This is a genomic window from Aggregatibacter valvarum, assembly GCF_980468985.1.
On the sequence record NZ_OZ413141.1, the window covers coordinates 1,653,030 to 1,670,245 of the forward strand.

General features: G+C 45.1%; 18 protein-coding genes. 9 read left to right on the forward strand and 9 right to left on the reverse strand.

Annotated features, from left to right (window positions below; translation table 11 throughout):
- The first annotated feature begins 112 nt into the window (after positions 1–112).
- A complete protein-coding gene (gene rnb, locus AC30SF_RS07790) occupies positions 113–2,092 on the forward strand; it encodes an exoribonuclease II (protein WP_489608084.1) in 1,980 nt (659 codons plus the stop codon).
- A 55-nt stretch (positions 2,093–2,147) separates the two neighbouring features.
- Here rnb and bamJ read toward each other — a convergent pair whose 3' ends face one another.
- The 3 genes from bamJ to AC30SF_RS07805 all read right to left on the reverse strand — a co-directional run bounded on the left by bamJ (position 2,148) and on the right by AC30SF_RS07805 (position 4,432).
- Entirely contained in the window at positions 2,148–2,780 is a 633-nt protein-coding gene (bamJ, locus tag AC30SF_RS07795) for a BamJ family beta-barrel-assembly machinery protein (protein WP_489608085.1), read from the reverse strand.
- A 25-nt stretch (positions 2,781–2,805) separates the two neighbouring features.
- Positions 2,806–3,675, reverse strand: coding sequence for an archaetidylserine decarboxylase (asd, locus tag AC30SF_RS07800; RefSeq protein ID WP_489608086.1), 870 nt, complete (start codon positions 3,673–3,675; stop codon positions 2,806–2,808).
- Positions 3,676–3,949: 274 nt separating this feature from the next.
- A complete protein-coding gene (locus tag AC30SF_RS07805; RefSeq protein WP_489606945.1) occupies positions 3,950–4,432 on the reverse strand; it encodes a Dps family protein in 483 nt (160 codons plus the stop codon).
- Positions 4,433–4,629: 197 nt separating this feature from the next.
- On the opposite strand from AC30SF_RS07805, the gene AC30SF_RS07810 reads away from it, so the two are divergent.
- Positions 4,630–5,790 carry an EmrA/EmrK family multidrug efflux transporter periplasmic adaptor subunit gene (locus tag AC30SF_RS07810; RefSeq protein ID WP_489608087.1) on the forward strand — a complete coding sequence of 387 codons (1,161 nt, stop codon included), beginning with the start codon at positions 4,630–4,632 and terminating at the stop codon, positions 5,788–5,790.
- 12 nt (positions 5,791–5,802) lie between these two features.
- Positions 5,803–7,317, forward strand: a complete 1,515-nt coding sequence (locus tag AC30SF_RS07815; protein WP_489608088.1) for a DHA2 family efflux MFS transporter permease subunit — start codon at positions 5,803–5,805, stop codon at positions 7,315–7,317.
- A 7-nt stretch (positions 7,318–7,324) separates the two neighbouring features.
- Here the strand turns inward: AC30SF_RS07815 and AC30SF_RS07820 are convergent, their stop codons facing one another.
- From AC30SF_RS07820 to mobA, 6 genes are all read right to left on the reverse strand, one after another.
- Positions 7,325–7,567 carry a recombinase RecA gene (locus AC30SF_RS07820; protein ID WP_489608089.1) on the reverse strand — a complete coding sequence of 81 codons (243 nt, stop codon included), beginning with the start codon at positions 7,565–7,567 and terminating at the stop codon, positions 7,325–7,327.
- 78 nt (positions 7,568–7,645) lie between these two features.
- A complete protein-coding gene (locus tag AC30SF_RS07825) occupies positions 7,646–9,310 on the reverse strand; it encodes a fructose-specific PTS transporter subunit EIIC (RefSeq protein WP_489608090.1) in 1,665 nt (554 codons plus the stop codon).
- 4 nt (positions 9,311–9,314) lie between these two features.
- Complete coding sequence (fruK, locus tag AC30SF_RS07830; RefSeq protein WP_489608091.1) at positions 9,315–10,256, reverse strand: 1-phosphofructokinase; 942 nt, start codon at positions 10,254–10,256, stop codon at positions 9,315–9,317.
- A gap of 2 nt (positions 10,257–10,258) precedes the next feature.
- Entirely contained in the window at positions 10,259–11,797 is a 1,539-nt protein-coding gene (gene fruB, locus AC30SF_RS07835) for a fused PTS fructose transporter subunit IIA/HPr protein (RefSeq protein ID WP_489608092.1), read from the reverse strand.
- A 111-nt stretch (positions 11,798–11,908) separates the two neighbouring features.
- On the reverse strand, positions 11,909–12,430 hold the full coding sequence (locus tag AC30SF_RS07840; RefSeq protein WP_290521611.1) for a hypothetical protein: 522 nt from the start codon (positions 12,428–12,430) through the stop codon (positions 11,909–11,911).
- Between the two features lie 65 nt (positions 12,431–12,495).
- Complete coding sequence (gene mobA / locus AC30SF_RS07845; protein WP_489608093.1) at positions 12,496–13,104, reverse strand: molybdenum cofactor guanylyltransferase MobA; 609 nt, start codon at positions 13,102–13,104, stop codon at positions 12,496–12,498.
- Between the two features lie 66 nt (positions 13,105–13,170).
- Between mobA and AC30SF_RS07850 the strand changes: the two genes are divergently transcribed.
- From AC30SF_RS07850 to deoC, 6 genes are all read left to right on the forward strand, one after another.
- Positions 13,171–13,437: a YihD family protein gene (locus tag AC30SF_RS07850; protein WP_033002488.1), complete on the forward strand. Its 267-nt coding sequence runs from the start codon at positions 13,171–13,173 to the stop codon at positions 13,435–13,437.
- Positions 13,438–13,459: 22 nt separating this feature from the next.
- The gene (dsbA, locus tag AC30SF_RS07855) at positions 13,460–14,077 is read left to right on the forward strand and encodes a thiol:disulfide interchange protein DsbA (protein WP_209364358.1); all 618 of its coding nucleotides are present in this window, start codon (positions 13,460–13,462) and stop codon (positions 14,075–14,077) included.
- 58 nt (positions 14,078–14,135) lie between these two features.
- Positions 14,136–14,465 (forward strand): MaoP family protein, encoded by a 330-nt coding sequence (locus AC30SF_RS07860; RefSeq protein WP_209364357.1) that lies wholly within the window; start codon positions 14,136–14,138, stop codon positions 14,463–14,465.
- Positions 14,466–14,539: 74 nt separating this feature from the next.
- The gene (gene trmA, locus AC30SF_RS07865; protein WP_489608094.1) at positions 14,540–15,637 is read left to right on the forward strand and encodes a tRNA (uridine(54)-C5)-methyltransferase TrmA; all 1,098 of its coding nucleotides are present in this window, start codon (positions 14,540–14,542) and stop codon (positions 15,635–15,637) included.
- Positions 15,638–15,639: 2 nt separating this feature from the next.
- Positions 15,640–16,410, forward strand: a complete 771-nt coding sequence (locus AC30SF_RS07870) for a class I SAM-dependent methyltransferase (protein WP_489608095.1) — start codon at positions 15,640–15,642, stop codon at positions 16,408–16,410.
- Between the two features lie 89 nt (positions 16,411–16,499).
- Positions 16,500–17,171 carry a deoxyribose-phosphate aldolase gene (deoC, locus tag AC30SF_RS07875; RefSeq protein WP_489608096.1) on the forward strand — a complete coding sequence of 224 codons (672 nt, stop codon included), beginning with the start codon at positions 16,500–16,502 and terminating at the stop codon, positions 17,169–17,171.
- The last annotated feature ends 45 nt before the right edge of the window (positions 17,172–17,216 follow it).

Genomic DNA, 17,216 nt, shown 5'->3' on the forward strand with positions numbered 1-17,216 from the left:
CCTTTATTTATCGGCAGGTTTTTTAACCTGCCTTTTCTTTTGTAAGGTGGACTTCAGTCTGCCGTTATCGTTTTTCACTTTATCTGCGGACGAAAATCCGCCCAACGTAATTATGTTCCAAGATAATCCATTACTCGCACAACTCAAACAACAAATTCATGACAGCAAAGAACGTGTGGAAGGCACGGTGAAAGGTACGGACAAGGCTTACGGCTTTTTGGAATGCGACAAGAAAAGCTATTTCATTTCCCCTATTGCCATGAAAAAAGTCATGCACGGCGACAAAATCAGCGCCACGATCGAAAAACAAGGCGATAAAGAACAAGCGGAACCGGAAGCCTTAATCGAGCCGATGCTTACCCGTTTTATCGCAAAAGTGCGGTTCAATAAAGACAAGAAATTGCAGGTGCTTGTTGATCACCCTAACATTAATCAGCCTATTGGCGCTGCACAAAGCAAAGCCGTCAAAGAAGAGTTACAGGAAGGAGATTGGGTTGTGGCAACTTTAAAAACCCACCCTTTGCGCGACAATCGTTTTTTCTATGCGCAAATCACTCAATTTATTTGCCACGCTGATGATGAACTGGCACCTTGGTGGGTAACTCTTGCGCGTCACGAACAACCGCGTGAACCGGTGCAAGGACAAGATCACTATGAAATGCAGGATCAAGAAACGCGCGAAAATCTGACCGCACTTCACTTCGTCACTATCGACTCTGAAACCACACAGGACATGGACGACGCCTTGTATATTGAGCCTATTGCCTCAAACGGTGAACAAACCGGCTGGCAATTAGTGGTGGCAATTGCCGATCCAACTGCTTATATCGCTCTGCATTCACAAATCGAAAAAGACGCCAAACAACGTTGTTTCACCAATTATTTGCCCGGCTTCAATATTCCGATGTTGCCGCGGGAACTGTCTGACGAGCTATGCTCCCTCAAACCGAACGAAATCCGCCCGGCATTAGTGTGTTATATTCAAACAGATTTAGCCGGCAACATCACCGCGCCTTCACGATTTGTATTGGCAGAAGTGCAATCTAAAGCCAAATTAGCCTATAACAATGTTTCCGATTACTTAGAAGGCAAAGACAATGCTTGGCAGCCGGAAAATCCGGAAACGGCACAGCAAATTCACCGGTTGCATCAATTTACCCTAACCAGAACGCAATGGCGCAAAACCCACGCTCTGCTCTTTAAAGAAAAACCGGATTATTCTTTCGTGCTGGCAGAAAATGGTAAAGTGCAAGAAATTAAAGCGGAATACCGTCGTATTGCCAACCAAATCGTCGAAGAATCCATGATTATCGCCAATATCTGCGCTGCCCAATTTTTACATGAAAATCTGCAATGCGGTATTTTCAACACACACAGCGGATTCGATAAAAAGTTCTTGGAAAATGCCCACCATTTCTTGTTAGCCAATTTAGCCAATGAGGAAAACAAAGCAGAATTACAAAGCCGTTATGCGCTTGAAAAGCTGGCAACCTTAAACGGCTATTGCCAAATGCGCCATGATATTGAACCGATTGAAGGAGATTATTTGGAATTCCGTTTGCGCCGTTTCCTCACTTTTGCAGAATTTAAAGCGGAATTGGCACCGCACTTTGGCCTAGGCTTAAATGGCTATGCCACGTGGACCTCGCCAATCCGTAAATATTCGGATATGGTGAACCATCGCTTAATCAAAGCCCATTTAACCAACCGCGATTTCACCAAACCGGAAGAAAGCGTACTCGCCCGTTTACAAGAAGCACGCCGCCAAAATCGTTTGGTGGAACGTGATATTGCCGATTGGTTATATTGTCGTTATTTGGCGAATAAAGTCGCTGAAAAACCGGAATTTGATGCGGAAGTGCAAGACGTCACCCGTGGCGGCTTACGCGTCATGCTGTTAGAAAATGGCGCTTCCATGTTTATTCCTGCCTCAACGCTGCACGACAATAAAGAAGAGGTTGTGATTAATCCTGATGAAATCGCTTTTTATGTGAAAGATCAGCGGTTATACAAAATTGGCGACCCAATTCGCGTACAACTCACTGAAGTGCGGGAAACGACCCGAAGTATTGTGGGAACCGTCGTCAAATAGGAATAAAAAAGCTACACGTCAATATCGCGTGTGGCTTTTTTATGAGAGGGATAAATTAAAGAATCTCTAACAATTCCACTTCAAAGACTAATGGACTAAATGGTGGGATGGCTGCGCCTGCGCCACGTTCGCCATAGGCTAATTCATGTGGAATTGCCAAACGCCATTTGGAACCAACCGGCATCATAGAAAGCGCTTCAATCCAACCTTTGATTACGCCGTTAACCGGGAATTCTGCCGGTTGGCCGCGAGCGACGGAACTGTCGAATACGGTACCGTCCGGTAATGTGCCGGTGTAGTGAACGCGTACTTTATCGGTTGTAGATGGTACGTTGCCGTTGCCTTCAACTAACACTTCATATTGCAAGCCGGAATCGGTGACTTTCACGCCGTCTTTTTGTTTGTTCGCCGCTAAGAAAGCTTTGCCTGCGGCTTCAATTTCTTTGAATTGCGCTTGTTGGGCTTCCGCGGCTTGTTGTTGCAATTGTTGCAACGCTTGGCTGATTTCATTGAAATCTAATGCCGGCGCATGTTGATTTAACACATCGTAAATCCCTTTTGCTACCGCTTCCGCTTTTACCGCTAATTGGCTATCCAATAATTGTTGACCGATTTGCAAACCGATACCGTAACTGCCTTTGGCTTCGGTATCGTCTAATCTCACTTGATTGAAAAATTCTGCTGTCATGTTGTTTTCCTTTCTGTTGATAAAACTATTTCATTGTGGCTAAGATTTCGCCCATTCTTACCGGAACATCCACCTCTAAATGTTCTGCTAAGGTCACGGAATTCGCCGGGAACAAGTTAATGACGGTTGAGCCCAATTGGAATGCGCCCATCTCTTGGCCTTTGGTTAATTTGATGGCGCTGTCTCCTTGATATGTCCAGACTTTGACTTCACCGGTGCGCGGTGGATTAATGACGCCAGCCCAAACCGTACTCATACTGGCAGTAATGGTCGCGCCCACAAGAATTTGTACCATTAGGCCGAACGCTGTATCAAAAACACAAATAACACGTTCATTGCGAGCGAATAAATTTGGCACGTGTTCCGCTAAGAACGGATTGACCGAGAATAAATCGCCCGGTACATAAATCATTTTGCGCAAAGTTGCATCGCACGGCATGTGGACGCGGTGATAATCACGCGGAGATAAATAGATCGTCGCAAATTCGCCGTTTTTAAAGGTGTCAACTAATTCTTCATCGCCGGCTAATAAATCAGATAGGCTGAAAAAATGCCCTTTGGCTTGCAATAAACGTTCATCGTCAATATGCCCGATTTGGCTCACACGACCGTCGGCAGGTAAGCAAAGTGCGGTCGGATTTTCATTGATTTTTCGCGCGTCGTCTTTTAACTCACGAATAAAAAATTGGTTGAAGCTTTCATAATCGCTAAAGTTCTCTTTTTTTGCTTCGCTCATGTCCACGTTGTATTTCTTCGCGAAAGCCTTAATCACGAAATGTGTTACCGCACCCCATTTTTGTTGGGCAAACCAACCGGCTAATTGGGTTAAATACAGTTGCGGCATAATGTATTGAAAAGCAACTTTCGCACGTTGCCAATAAGTGAATTTCGTCATAATGTCTATTTCTTGTACAAATAAAAATGAATAAGGGCGTGATTATATCAACTTTTCTTCGCCTTCCAACCTTAATTTATCCAAACGCACAAATAACAACAGTACCATTCCCCAATGCGTTTAATCGCAATTCAACTTATTGAAACAAAAAAGAGCGGTGAAATATAAAAGGATTTTTATTTGATAAACCGTCCTAAAATTTCACCGCACTTTATCCATAAAAAAACCTGCTTAATCTCAATCAAGCAGGTTTTTCTTTAAAAAATCGCGCAAATTAGTTTGCACAAGTTTGGCAAGCGGCTTGGAACATCCAAACTAATTTTTCTTGTGCTTTAATGTAATCACTCATTTGTGAAACGGTGCCTTCATCGCCGGCATCTGCCGCCAAAGCAAGAATTTCACGTTGTTGAGCCAGTAACACTTTAAAGCCTTCTAGTGTGCCTCTTAAGCAAGCAACTGCAGAGCTCACAGCAATATCTTCCTTAATACGAGAATGGCTTAAATATTGGCTAAACGCATTGTTTGGGGTGTAGCCCAAGGTTAAAATACGTTCTGCCACTTCGTCCACTTTTTCCACTAAATCGGTGTAAATTTCTTCAAATTTCGCGTGTAATTCAAAGAAATTCACGTCTTTAATATTCCAGTGATAACCACGCACGTTGGTGTAGAAAACTTGATAAGTGGCTAATAATTCATTTAATTTTGCAGCTAATTCTTTAGATTTTGCGGTATCTAAACCAATAAATGTTTTTGACATAATATGTTCTCCTATACTTTACTTTGTTAATTTATAAAAAGATGAACGATTGAAAATCCTAACACCGTTCGTTTTTGTTGGCGTAAGTATAGAAAAAAGCACATAATGGCGCTAATTGTTACATTGAATAGAATTGATAGATAATAAAGATGGAATTATTAATAATCATTTCTAAAAACTATCAAAAAGGAACATAAATGACAGACGCAAGCAAGCCAACCGTACCCACGTCTAAAAAGACCCGCAAAAAAGCCTTAGGCATTTTCTTTTTTCTTCTTATTCTCATGGCGATCCTCGCCGGATTATATTGGTTCTATTTTATTAAGGATTATCAAACCACTGAAGACGCTTATGTGAGCGGCAATCAGGTGATGATTTCTTCGCAAATTGCCGGAAACGTGCGACAAATTAACGTAGAAAACATGGATTTTGTGCATGCGGGAGATGTGTTACTTGAATTGGATGACACGGATTATCAACTGAGTTTTAACCAAGCACAAAATACCTTGGCAAGTGCAGTACGCCAAATTTCGCAACTCGGCTACACTGTGAAACAACTGGAAGCAACGGTTCAAGCCAACCAAACGGCGTTGACGAAAGCCCAAGGCGATTTAGCGCGCCGTGAACAGTTAGGAAAAAGCGGAGCGATTGATAAAGAATCGCTACAGCACGCCAGAGAAGCGGTAATGACAGCGGAAGCCAACTTAAACGCCGTGAAAAACCAACTTGCTGCTAATAAATCTTTATTAATGAATGTGCCGCTGAAAGAACAGCCGGAAATTCAAAAAGCCATCAGTTCGGTCAAACAGGCGTGGCTCAATTTACAACGTACTAAAATCACCAGCCCGGTCGATGGCTATGTGGCACGCCGAAGCACACAAGTAGGGCAAAAAGTTGCCGTGGGTAGTGCGCTGATGGCAATTATTTCCAACGAACAAATGTGGGTTGATGCCAATTTCAAAGAAACACAATTAAAAGATATGCGAATCGGGCAGCCGGTGAAATTATCCTTTGATTTATACGGTCATGATGTGAAATTTGATGGCAAAGTAGAAGGCATTGAAATGGGAACCGGCAGCGCATTTTCTTTGCTCCCCGCTCAAAATGCCACCGGTAACTGGATCAAAGTGGTGCAACGCGTGCCGGTTCGTATTAGCCTAGATGCACAACAAATCGCTAACTACCCGTTGCGTATGGGCTTATCTACCTTGGTTGAAGTGAATATTTCAGATACCCGTGGTGAAATGTTATCGCAACAAAAGCGTACTGCGCCGCTCTATTCCACCAATACGTTGAATTATGATCAAAGTGCGGTGGAAAATCTCATCGAAAAAATTATTCGCGATAACACAAACTAAGGCTTGCCCATCATGCAAAAACCTATTGAAGGTGCTGCCCTTGGCATCATTACGTTAGCGCTGTCTCTTGCCACGTTCATGCAAGTATTGGATTCCACTATTGCAAACGTGGCGATCCCCACGATTTCCGGCGATCTTGGCGCATCGTTCAGCCAAGGCACTTGGGTTATCACCTCTTTCGGCGTCGCCAATGCCATTTCTATTCCCATTACCGGCTGGCTTGCCAAACGTTTTGGGGAAGTAAAATTATTCCTCATTTCCACCGCACTTTTTGTTTTAGCCTCTTGGTTATGCGGCATTTCCCATAGCTTGGAAATGTTGATTCTGTGCCGTATTTTCCAAGGATTAGCGGCAGGCCCGATTATTCCGCTGTCTCAGAGTTTGCTACTCAATAACTATCCTCCGGAAAAACGGGGTATGGCATTGGCATTTTGGGCAATGACCATAGTAGTTGCACCGATTTTCGGTCCCATTCTCGGCGGTTGGATCAGTGATAATTTACATTGGGGATGGATCTTCTTTATTAATGTGCCCGTTGGACTGTTCATTATCAGTACCAGTTGGAAAATATTAATGCCACGAGAAAGTAAAATTCAGCACCAACCTATTGATACGGTGGGACTAGTCTTATTGGTGTTAGGCGTAGGCTGCTTGCAATTAATGCTGGATCAAGGACGTGAGCAGGATTGGTTTAACTCCACTGAAATCATTATCCTTGCCGTCATTTCCGCCGTAACCTTAACCGCGCTTGTCATTTGGGAACTGACGGACGACAACCCGGTAGTAGATATTTCCTTATTCAAGCAACGCAATTTCACTGTGGGCTGTTTATCCACCAGCTTGGCATTTTTAATTTACCTTGGCTCAGTGGTGTTAATTCCCTTGTTGTTGCAACAGGTTTTTGGCTACACCGCCACTTGGGCAGGTTTAGCATCCGCCCCCGTAGGACTGTTCCCGATTTTGTTATCCCCTCTTATCGGTAAGTTTGGACATAAAATCGATATGCGTATTTTGGTGACCATCAGCTTTGTAGTCTATGCCATTACCTTTTATTGGCGCGCCGTTACCTTTGAACCGGGCATGAGCTTTGCCGATGTGGCATTGCCGCAAATGGTACAAGGCTTAGCCGTCGCCTGTTTTTTCATGCCGCTTACCACCATTACGCTGTCCGATTTACCGGCACACAAAATGGCCTCCGCCTCAAGCTTGTTTAACTTTTTGCGTACCCTTGCCGGTTCCATCGGCACATCGCTGACCACCTTCTTATGGTATAACCGCGAAGCCGTTCACCATACACAATTGACCGAAGCCATTACGCCGTATAACCCCGCCGCACAACAGTATTACCAAATGATGGAGCGTTTTGGCATGGGCGAAGTCCAAACCTCTTCCCTGCTTGCCCGTAACATTACATCGCAAGGTTTTATCATCGGCGCCAACGAGATTTTTTGGTTATCCGCCGTGCTGTTTTTGGTGTTATTTATTTTGGTCTGGTTTGCCAAACCGCCTTTTGGAAACCGACACTAAAGTGCGGTTATTTTTGAGAGCGTTCTTTCGCCCAATTTACCGCTGTTTCAATCGCCTTTCGGGCTTGTGGGCTATTTCGCCAACAGGTTGAGCCTGTGATTTCGGCACCTCTTTGAAGAATAAAATCCGGGTTAGTTGTCGCCAGTATTTTGACATCATCTAATCCCATTTCTTCCAAACGTTTCAAGATCGTTGCGCCGATACCTTTTTCAGCTAAAAGGCTGCGTTTTTCTTCTTCACTCCATGACATACCAGTTCCTTATAAGAGAAAAAATGCGGTAAAAACCTACCGCACTTTTGTTCAACGTTATGCTTCATTTGTTCAACGTTATGCTTCCGCCTTCGGCTTAATCAATGCATAAATCACACCGGTAACAACAGCGCCTATCGCAATCGCTGCAAGATACATCAACGGTTCAGAAACAAACGGCACCACAAATAAACCACCGTGCGGCGCTTGCAAGGCAATGCCTAAGCTCATGGAAATCGCGCCGGCAGTTGCGCCACCAATCACACAGCTGATAATCACACGGAGCGGATCGGCCGCCACAAATGGCAACGCCCCTTCGGAGATAAAACACAAACCAAGCACAAAAGAGGCCTTGCCTGCATCACGTTGATTTGCAGTGAATTTATTGCGCGCTAACCACGTGGCGATTGCCATACCGATCGGTGGCACCATGCCTGCTGCCATTGCCGCTGCCATTGGCGTAAAGACTTGCGAGGCCAGCATTCCTACGGAGAACGTGTAAGCCGCTTTATTTACTGGACCACCCATATCAATACACATCATGGCGCCAATAATCACGCCGAGTACAATGGCGTTAATGTCCCCTAAAGACTTCAACCAATCGCTTAACGCCGCCATAATTTTCGCTACCGGCGGATTAATCACATAAATCATGGCTAAGCCCACAATAAGGGTTCCCAGCAATGGCAAGATCAAAATCGGTTTTAAAGACGTTAAGCTTGGTGGTAATTTAATCACATTATTAAGCCCTTTCACCACATAACCTGCAAGGAAGCCGGCGATAATTCCGCCTAAAATCCCCGCACCTGCGGTCGTCGCCAACATCCCACCGATTAAGCCTACGGCAAGTCCCGGACGGTCGGCGATGGAGAACGCCACATAACCTGCGAACACCGCGATCATTAAGTGGAACGCCGCGCCACCACCGATATCCATTAAGGCTTTCGGCAAGCCGCCCGCGATGTTTTCGTCTTTGAATGCTTCAATACCGAACATAAAGGAAATGGCAATCAGCAAACCGCCCGCCACCACCAACGGCAACATGTGCGATACGCCGGTCATCAAGTGCTTATAGACGCCTTTCTTCTCGCCGCGCTCTTCGGCCTTCGCCGCGGACGTTGCGCCGCCTTCGTAAATTTTGGCTTCTTTAAAAGCTTTATCGAATTCTTGCGCGGTTTTCTTCAGCGCAAGTCCGGTAGAAGTACGATACATTAATTTGCCTTTGAATTTGTCCAACGGCACGTCAATATCCGCTGCCACAAACACCAAATCGGCTGCCTCCACTTCTTCCGCCGTAATTTCATTGCCTGCACCCACTTGTCCGCGGGTTTCCACTTTCACCTGCCAGCCTTGTTGTTTGGCGTAGGTTTCGATGGCTTCGGCAGACATGAACGTATGCGCGACGCCTGTCGGGCAAGCAGTCACCGCCACAATATTTTTCATTTTACCGTTAGAAATGACCGCACTTTCGGCAGGCGGAACATAATCCTGCGCCTGTTGAATGGCGGTATCTAACAAGTTCTCAGGGGCGTTGAAATGCTCGTCAATTTTTGCCAAAAACACTTTTTTGCCATTGAATTGAGCATGATTGGGTAAAGTATTCCCCAAAACGATGATCAAATCCGCCTCCTCGGCACTGTCCACGATTTGATGTTGCGCTTGTGCGGCTTTACTTAGCATTTCACGCAATAAAAAGGCCTTTGCATGACCGAAGTTGGCGGTTGGGGTTAAATAAATATGCATAAGATTATCCCTCAATGACAGTGATGTTGACATTGTTTAAAATTGGTTCAAGCAAAGTGCGGTCAGAAATACCTACGTTACTTTGTGATACAGCAAAGGCAGACACCGCACTGGCAAAGGCAAGGGTGTCTTTTTGTGGAAGACCATTAAGTAAGCCGTAAATCAAGCCCGCCACCATAGAATCGCCTGCGCCCACAGTACTCACCACATTTTCGCATTTTGGCGGTTGCGCTTGGATCACAGCCTTGTCACTTAACCAAACGGAACCTTGAGCGCCCATGGAAATAATCACATTGGAAATGCCCTGCGCTTTTAATTTCTTGGCGGCAGACACAATTTCTTCCAGTGAATTTAAGGTATAACCCACCCAGGCTTCTAATTCGCGATGATTCGGTTTCACCAACCAAGGGCGTGCGCTCAACCCCGCGACTAGCGCTGCATTACTGCTGTCTAATACGACTTTTATGCCCGCCTGATGGAGTTGTTTTAGCCAATCGGCAAACAAGTCCGGCGTCACGCCTCGCGGTAAGCTACCGCACACGGCAACGATGTCGAAGGATTTGCAATACGCGAGAGAATCCACCACAAATTGTTGCCACGCGCTTTCACTGATTTCATAGCCTAAAAAGTTTAAATCGGTAACATCTGCCTCGGTTTCGGTAATTTTCACATTGATTCGGGTTCTGCCTGGCACGCGCTGGAATTTGTCTTGTAATCCCAGTTTGTTGAAAAGCGTAACAAAGTCCCCTTGGTTATCTTCACCAAGAAAACCACCTACCGTGACATCAACGCCTAAATCTTTTAACACTTTCGCCACGTTAATGCCTTTGCCCGCAGGGAAAAGTCCGAGGGTTTCCACGGTGTTGACTTCGCCCAATTCGATACGTTTTAAACGCCCGACCAAGTCATAAGCAGCGTTTAAGGTGATAGTTGCGACGTTTGCCATCATTATTCCCCTAATCCTGCGTTAATTGCGGCCCCGATACCCTCAATAGCTTGTTGTGCTTGCTCGCCGGTCGCCACAAAACGTAAACGATGGCCTTTCACTACACCTAACGCCACCACTTTCATTAAGCTTTTTGCGCTGACAAATGGCGTATTGCGATCGAGATTTTGTACGGCAACATTGGCGTTATATTTTTTCACTTCACTGACGAGAATCGCCGCTGGGCGCGCATGCAATCCATGTTCATTTTTGACTTCAAAAACCCCTTCTACAGATTCACTCAGATTTTCTACCGCACTTTCACCACTTGGCGCAGAAGTTGTTGGTGCAACTTGGTCCATCACTTCGATGGTGTCCGGCTCACTTGGTGGCACGGCAGAAATCGCTTCGCCAAGTCCTGACGCAATCACCTTGCCAATAGCTTCCACTGCGGCTTGCGCATCCTCGCCCTCTGCCACAAAACGTAAACGATGACCTTGCGTCACGCCCAAAGCGACAATTTTCATCAAGCTCTTAGCACTCACCGACGCACTGCCGCGCGTGAGGTTTTCCACGGTTATTTGAGAAGTAAATTTTTTCACTTCGTTAACCAAAATGGCACTAGGACGGGCGTGTAAGCCATGTTCGTTACGAATGGTAAAGGTGCCGACAACACGACTGCCCGAGACAGGTGGCGTAACAGAAATGGTTGATGCTGTCTGTGTCGCGACTTGCGGAATCCGCTTGCCATTTAATGCTGCTACGATTTGCTCGCTGCCACCGTTTAACAAGATGTGCTGTACTTCGGCATCTAACAGACGGGCTAAAGCTTCGTCAATTTGCTCGTTGGCATATGCCACCGTCACCACGCCATGCACCATTTTATTATTCACATTAAACGCCTGTTTTGCGCGACTGAATGCCAGCCCATTTTTTTGATTGCCGACTACGGCATCGGTCACCCATAAACCCTGCACCAACGGCAATGCCGGATTGGCAATGACTTCCGAAACGTACTGATGATTGACCGCACTTTGTTGTTCTAATTTGCCGGCATTAATGGCAATTAGAGTGAGCAAACTGCTGGTGTCCACATCCAAGCTGATGTTTTCGGCAGCCACATTCAATTCGTCTGCTTCGCCCATTAAAATGGCGCGGAATTTTTTCACATCGGTGAGCGTGGCTAATCTTGTAGCCGTGTCTTCATCGCCGAGAACGTGAGTCAGTTGACGCAATAATGCCAAATGCTCGTCAGAACGTGCCGCAATGCCGATCACCACATAGGCGATATTACCCTCGCCCCATTCAATCCCTTGTGGAAACTGGAAAATCTGCACGCCGGTGTTTTTCACCATACGACGGGTTTCTAACGTGCCGTGCGGAATGGCGATGCCATTGCCTAAAAAGGTCGATGTTTGTTGTTCACGCCCTAGCATGCCTTGTAAATAACCGCCTTCCACATAACCAGCCTGTTCAAGGGCATTTGCCGCCAGCGTAATGGCTTGCTGCTTATTATCGGCACTCGCCGCCAAATGAATGTTGCTTTCGGGTAAATTAAACATTCTGTCTCCTTGTTTCTACGAGGGTATCAATGGGGTGCTGAATTCTGCAAAAACCTTTCAGCTAGGTTTTAAAATACAAAAAACTGCCGGTAAAAACCGACAGTTTTTTGATTATTTGCCACCGCAAAGTTTAAGTAATTCTTCTGAACCCTGCACGATATATTCGTCATTTTCAGACCGCACTTTGCCACGTTGTAAATCTAACATGGCATCATAAATACCTTGCGTCACGCTTGGCGTATCAATATAGCTCCAGCATTTTGCATTTAACTTACCAAAATTGGTTTGTAACGCTGCGGCGTGGATTACGCCACTGTAATACGCATAGATATTCGAGTCATGTCCGCCTTTATGTAATTTTTCTTTGATTTGTTCCACCGGCACAAGAATTCGACCTAAATACCAATCGTTCGCACCGCTGGCAAAAGAATTCACATAATAATCACGATCAACACGACCTTCATATGTTTCAACCGTTGCCGCATAGGCAGTCGCATAAGATTTTTTATCGATTTTTGATTGTTCTAAATTAATCACCGTTTTTTTATGCGCGGAAGAAAAAGGCAAATAAGAGGAAAACGAACACGCACTGAGCGTACCAATTAAAAAACAAACAGAAAGTTTTTTTAACATGAGAAACCTTTAAATTTCACTTAACCATAAATAAAAATAAGCTGTTATTCTATAACGCAGCTCCCCTATTTAGCAATAAACCCCGAAAAATCCTTCTGCTGATTAAAATACGTTAAATCCGCTAATGTATTGATGTTGGTGAATGCCTGTTTATTTTCGGAAAAGTCCACACTCACTGCCCCGTTTTGACGCATAAACTGCAACATTCTGCGCTCGCCGGAAGCTAAATAAGCCGCCAACTTGTCTTTTAGGCTGCGCGCCATTAAACAAAACGTAGGATGTTCACGTTCGCCATCATGCACATAAGCAATAGAAACGCCGTGAAAATCCACCGCACTTTTGAGTTTTTCCAGTAAATTGTCCGGGAAGAATGGGCTATCACAAGGAACAAATAAAACAAAATCGGAATCAGCGCGTTCCAACGCGGTCAAAATCCCACTTAACGGCCCGTGAAAGCCTTCAAGATTATCGCCAAACACCGGCAACCCGGCCGTCGCATAAATCGCCTGATTGCGATTGGCGTTAACAGAAATCTGTTCCACCTGCAAACGTAGGCGGTCGTAAATAAATTGAAACAGCGGCTTACCGTGCAATAATTGCAATCCCTTATCCGCCCCCTCCATTCGCTTGGCTTGTCCGCCGGCTAAAATGACGGCACTAATTGACATTGTCATATTTTCTTCCGAGGTTAATTACAGTATGATCTTGCTTAATTTTTTTTCAATAATAAGGAAATGCGTATGAAATGTCATCGCCTGAATGAAGTGTTGGAACTTTTACAACCTTATTGGTCTAAAGACGCCGATCTCTCATTAATGCAGATTTTACAAAAAATCGCTGATGAAGCCGGGTTTGACAAACCGCTTGCGGAACTGCCTGACGAAGTCGTTATTTATCACTTAAAAATGGCCGGCAAAGACAAATTCGAGCCGATTCCCGGCATTAAAAAAGATTACGAAGAAGACTTTAAAACCGCGTTATTAAAAGCTCGCGGTATTATTAAATAAATCAATTAGTTGAGGATGACACATGAAAAAATGGTTCTTTTTAGCAATGGCTGCTGCCTTTTCGCTTTCTACACACGCGTTGGATTTAACGGAAGGTAAACAATATCTTGTCATTGAAGGACAACAGCGCACCGCACAACCTGAAGTGATCGAATTTTTCTCTTTCTATTGCCCACATTGCTATGCTTTTGAAACGCAATATCATATTCCGCAAAAAATTGCCGAGGCATTACCTGAAGGCACATCATTCAAACAATATCATGTGGACTTCTTAGGTCGTCAATCGGAAAACCTCACTCGCGCATGGGCATTAGCCTTAGCCATTAATGCTGAAGAAAAAGTCAGAATGCCATTATTTAAAGCGGCACAGGCTAACGCATTAAAATCCATGGATGACATTCGTCAAATCTTCATTGATAACGGCATTTCTGCTGAACAATTCGATGGTGGCATTAATAGCTTTGCCGTCAATGGTTTGGTCAGCAAACAGCAAAACTTAGTGGCAAAATACCAAGTGCGCGGCGTACCGGATTTTTATGTTAACGGCAAATATCGCGTGAATATGGAAGGCTTAGCCCATAATGAAAACAGTTTTGTGGATGAATATGTGCAAACCGTAAAAGGTTTATTGCAAAAATAACGAAAAATTGGTTTAATGCCTGCCGATTTTATTTTTGATACGTATTTTAGAGGATTATATGGCTGAGAGTTTTAGCGTAACCCGTCGTTTTTTTGACGACAAAAATTATCCGCGCGGTTTTGCCCGCCACGGTGATTACACCATCAAAGAAGCACAAGCCTTAGAGCAACACGGTCAGGCTTTCCGTGCATTAGATGCCGGCGAACGCAAACCGGAAACGCAAGAAGAAAAAGACTTCGTGGCGTTCTGTCGTGGTGAACGTGCCGCAGAAACCTTCTTTGAAAAAACTTGGCAGAAATATCGCAGCCGTATCTCTACCAACAAACGCCTTTATACCTTATCCGGTGTGGTTGGCGTAGATAATCTAGACGATTACGCCGCAGACTAAACCACCGACATAACAATCAGAAGGCTTGGGATTCCGAGCCTTTTGTTTTTACGACCGCCAATCCCATGAATGCTATGCTTAATTTACCCGTTGATCGTTACGCCGAATTGCTCGCAGAAAAGCAACAAAAACTGACCGCACTTTTATCGCCATTTAATGCACCTGATTTGCAGGTGTTCGCCTCGCCAACGCAGCATTTCCGTATGCGTGCGGAATTTCGCATTTGGCACGACGGCGATGATTTCTATCACATCATGTTTGACCAACAGAGCAAACAACGTTATCGGGTGGATGATTTTCCTATCGCCAGCGAACTGATTAATCGCATGATGACGGCATTGTTACCGTTGTTAAAACAGCAAATGGTATTACACCACCGCCTGTTCCAAATCGATTATTTAAGCACGCAAAGTCAGCAGATTATCGTCAGTTTGTTGTATCACAAAGCCTTGGAGGAAGATTGGCAAACCGCGGCGCAAACCTTGCGTTCACAACTCCAACAGCAAGGTTTTAACGTGCACATTGTTGGACGTGCCAGCAAACAAAAAATTTGTCTGGAACAGGATTATGTGGATGAAATCCTAAACGTTCACGGCAAAGGCTACATTTATCGCCAAGTGGAAAACAGCTTCACGCAACCAAACGCGGCAGTAAACAGCAAAATGTTGGAATGGGCGGTGGATTGCACGCGTAACAGCCATGGGGATTTATTAGAGCTTTATTGCGGCAACGGCAATTTTTCTATCGCGCTAGCGCAAAACTTCCGCAAAGTCTTGGCCACAGAAATTGCCAAGCCTTCGGTAGCCGCCGCGCAATTTAACATCGCAGCGAATCAGATAAACAACTTACAAATCATCCGAATGTCAGCGGAAGAATTCACGCAAGCGATGCAGGGCGTGCGCGAATTTAATCGCTTAAAAGGCATTGATTTGAAAGCCTATGAATGCAACACCATTTTCGTTGATCCACCACGGGCCGGCTTAGATGCGGAGACCGTTAAACTAGTGCAACAATATGAGCGTATTTTGTATATTTCCTGCAACCCGCATACGTTATGCGACAACCTGCAAACGCTCAGCCAAACCCATCGCATTGAAAAAGCCGCCCTGTTCGATCAGTTTCCTTACACGGAACACATGGAATCAGGCGTTTGGTTAGTGAGAAAGGGATAAACATGAACATTCAACTTCTCTGCGAAACCCAAACGCTGCAAAATTCTACCGCACTTTTTGCCGAAACCGGCTTAACACATGATCCGAACAGCCCGTTGGCATTAGTGTGGACGGAAGCGGAAGGCGTGACGCGCTTAGAATTACGTAAATTAGACGAGCCCAAATTAGGCGCGGTATTTGTGGATTTTGTCGGCGGCACCATGGCACATCGCCGCAAATTTGGTGGTGGTCGCGGTGAGGCGGTGGCAAAAGCGGTAGGTATTAAACAAGATAATCTGCCGACGGTGATTGATGCCACGGCAGGCTTGGGGCGTGATGCCTTTGTATTGGCGGCGCTCGGTTGCCAAGTGAAACTGGTTGAACGCCACCCGGTTGTTCGTTTGTTATTACAAGATGGCTTACAACGTGCTTATGCCGACGAAGAAATCGGCCCATGGATGCAACAAAATATGCAACTGTTGCCTTATCAACATATCAATCAACTGGATCCTGACACGGATTTTGCGGATGTGGTGTATCTCGACCCCATGTACCCACACAAAGCCAAAAGCGCCTTGGTGAAGAAAGAAATGCGTGTGTTTCAACATTTAGTCGGTGCCGATTTAGATGCGGACGAACTGCTTGCGCCCGCACTCCAACTCGCCCGTCAGCGCGTCGTGGTGAAACGCCCCGACTACGCCGATTTTCTCGCGCAAAAAGCACCGCACTTTTCGCGCGAAACGAAGAATCACCGCTTTGACGTGTATGTGAACCATCACATTCATGATCGCTAAATACACAAAATAGCATCCAGATCACAACCCAGATAGGTCTTTGCGTTATAATTTACTTCTATTTATTTGCAATAACAGGAGTCTTCATAATGAACGCAAAGCACCTCGCTCACTACATTGATCACACCGCGCTAACTGCAGAAAAAACAGAAGCGGATATCTTAACATTATGCGATGAGGCCATTGAATATCAGTTTTTTTCAGTTTGTATTAACACTTGTCATATTCCTTTGGCCAAACAAAAATTGGCCGGTACACCGGTAAAAATTTGTACTGTTGTCGGCTTTCCATTAGGCGCGAATTTAACCTCAGTCAAAGTATTTGAAACACAAGCCGCCATTGCTGCCGGTGCAGATGAAATTGATATGGTCATCAATGTGGGCTGGATTAAATCAAATCAATGGGCCGCTGTAAAAGAAGATATTCAAGCCGTCTTAGCCGCCTGTCAGGGCAAACCGTTAAAAGTCATTTTAGAAACCTGCTTGCTCACAAAAGAGGAGATTGTAAAAGCCTGTGAAATCAGTAAAGCCTTAGGGGTCGCCTTTGTTAAAACATCAACCGGCTTTAATCGGGGCGGTGCGACCGTCGAAGATGTGGCACTAATGAAACAGGTGGTTGGAGACATAGGCGTTAAAGCCTCCGGAGGGATTCGAGATACGCAAACAGCGCTTGCGATGATTGAAGCCGGCGCAACACGCATTGGTGCCAGTGCCGGTATTGCTATTGTGAAAGGGATTAAAGACAATAATAGCGATTATTAATCCGCCTCATTTAAGATGGGAAATCAGCGTCTGTTGATGTTCCCA

Bases quoted from the DNA above. Each gene is read 5' to 3' on its own strand.
- fruB (WP_489608092.1), bottom strand. From the start codon at position 11,797: ATGTTTAATTTACCCGAAAGCAACATTCATTTGGCGGCGAGTGCCGAT.
- bamJ (WP_489608085.1), bottom strand. From the start codon at position 2,780: ATGACAGCAGAATTTTTCAATCAAGTGAGATTAGACGATACCGAAGCC.
- AC30SF_RS07870 (WP_489608095.1), top strand. From the start codon at position 15,640: ATGAACATTCAACTTCTCTGCGAAACCCAAACGCTGCAAAATTCTACC.
- AC30SF_RS07805 (WP_489606945.1), bottom strand. From the start codon at position 4,432: ATGTCAAAAACATTTATTGGTTTAGATACCGCAAAATCTAAAGAATTA.
- AC30SF_RS07850 (WP_033002488.1), top strand. From the start codon at position 13,171: ATGAAATGTCATCGCCTGAATGAAGTGTTGGAACTTTTACAACCTTAT.
- AC30SF_RS07820 (WP_489608089.1), bottom strand. From the start codon at position 7,567: ATGTCATGGAGTGAAGAAGAAAAACGCAGCCTTTTAGCTGAAAAAGGT.
- fruK (WP_489608091.1), bottom strand. From the start codon at position 10,256: ATGGCAAACGTCGCAACTATCACCTTAAACGCTGCTTATGACTTGGTC.
- dsbA (WP_209364358.1), top strand. From the start codon at position 13,460: ATGAAAAAATGGTTCTTTTTAGCAATGGCTGCTGCCTTTTCGCTTTCT.
- mobA (WP_489608093.1), bottom strand. From the start codon at position 13,104: ATGACAATGTCAATTAGTGCCGTCATTTTAGCCGGCGGACAAGCCAAG.
- trmA (WP_489608094.1), top strand. From the start codon at position 14,540: ATGCTTAATTTACCCGTTGATCGTTACGCCGAATTGCTCGCAGAAAAG.
- AC30SF_RS07840 (WP_290521611.1), bottom strand. From the start codon at position 12,430: ATGTTAAAAAAACTTTCTGTTTGTTTTTTAATTGGTACGCTCAGTGCG.
- asd (WP_489608086.1), bottom strand. From the start codon at position 3,675: ATGACGAAATTCACTTATTGGCAACGTGCGAAAGTTGCTTTTCAATAC.
- AC30SF_RS07860 (WP_209364357.1), top strand. From the start codon at position 14,136: ATGGCTGAGAGTTTTAGCGTAACCCGTCGTTTTTTTGACGACAAAAAT.
- AC30SF_RS07825 (WP_489608090.1), bottom strand. From the start codon at position 9,310: ATGCATATTTATTTAACCCCAACCGCCAACTTCGGTCATGCAAAGGCC.
- deoC (WP_489608096.1), top strand. From the start codon at position 16,500: ATGAACGCAAAGCACCTCGCTCACTACATTGATCACACCGCGCTAACT.
- AC30SF_RS07810 (WP_489608087.1), top strand. From the start codon at position 4,630: ATGACAGACGCAAGCAAGCCAACCGTACCCACGTCTAAAAAGACCCGC.
- AC30SF_RS07815 (WP_489608088.1), top strand. From the start codon at position 5,803: ATGCAAAAACCTATTGAAGGTGCTGCCCTTGGCATCATTACGTTAGCG.
- rnb (WP_489608084.1), top strand. From the start codon at position 113: ATGTTCCAAGATAATCCATTACTCGCACAACTCAAACAACAAATTCAT.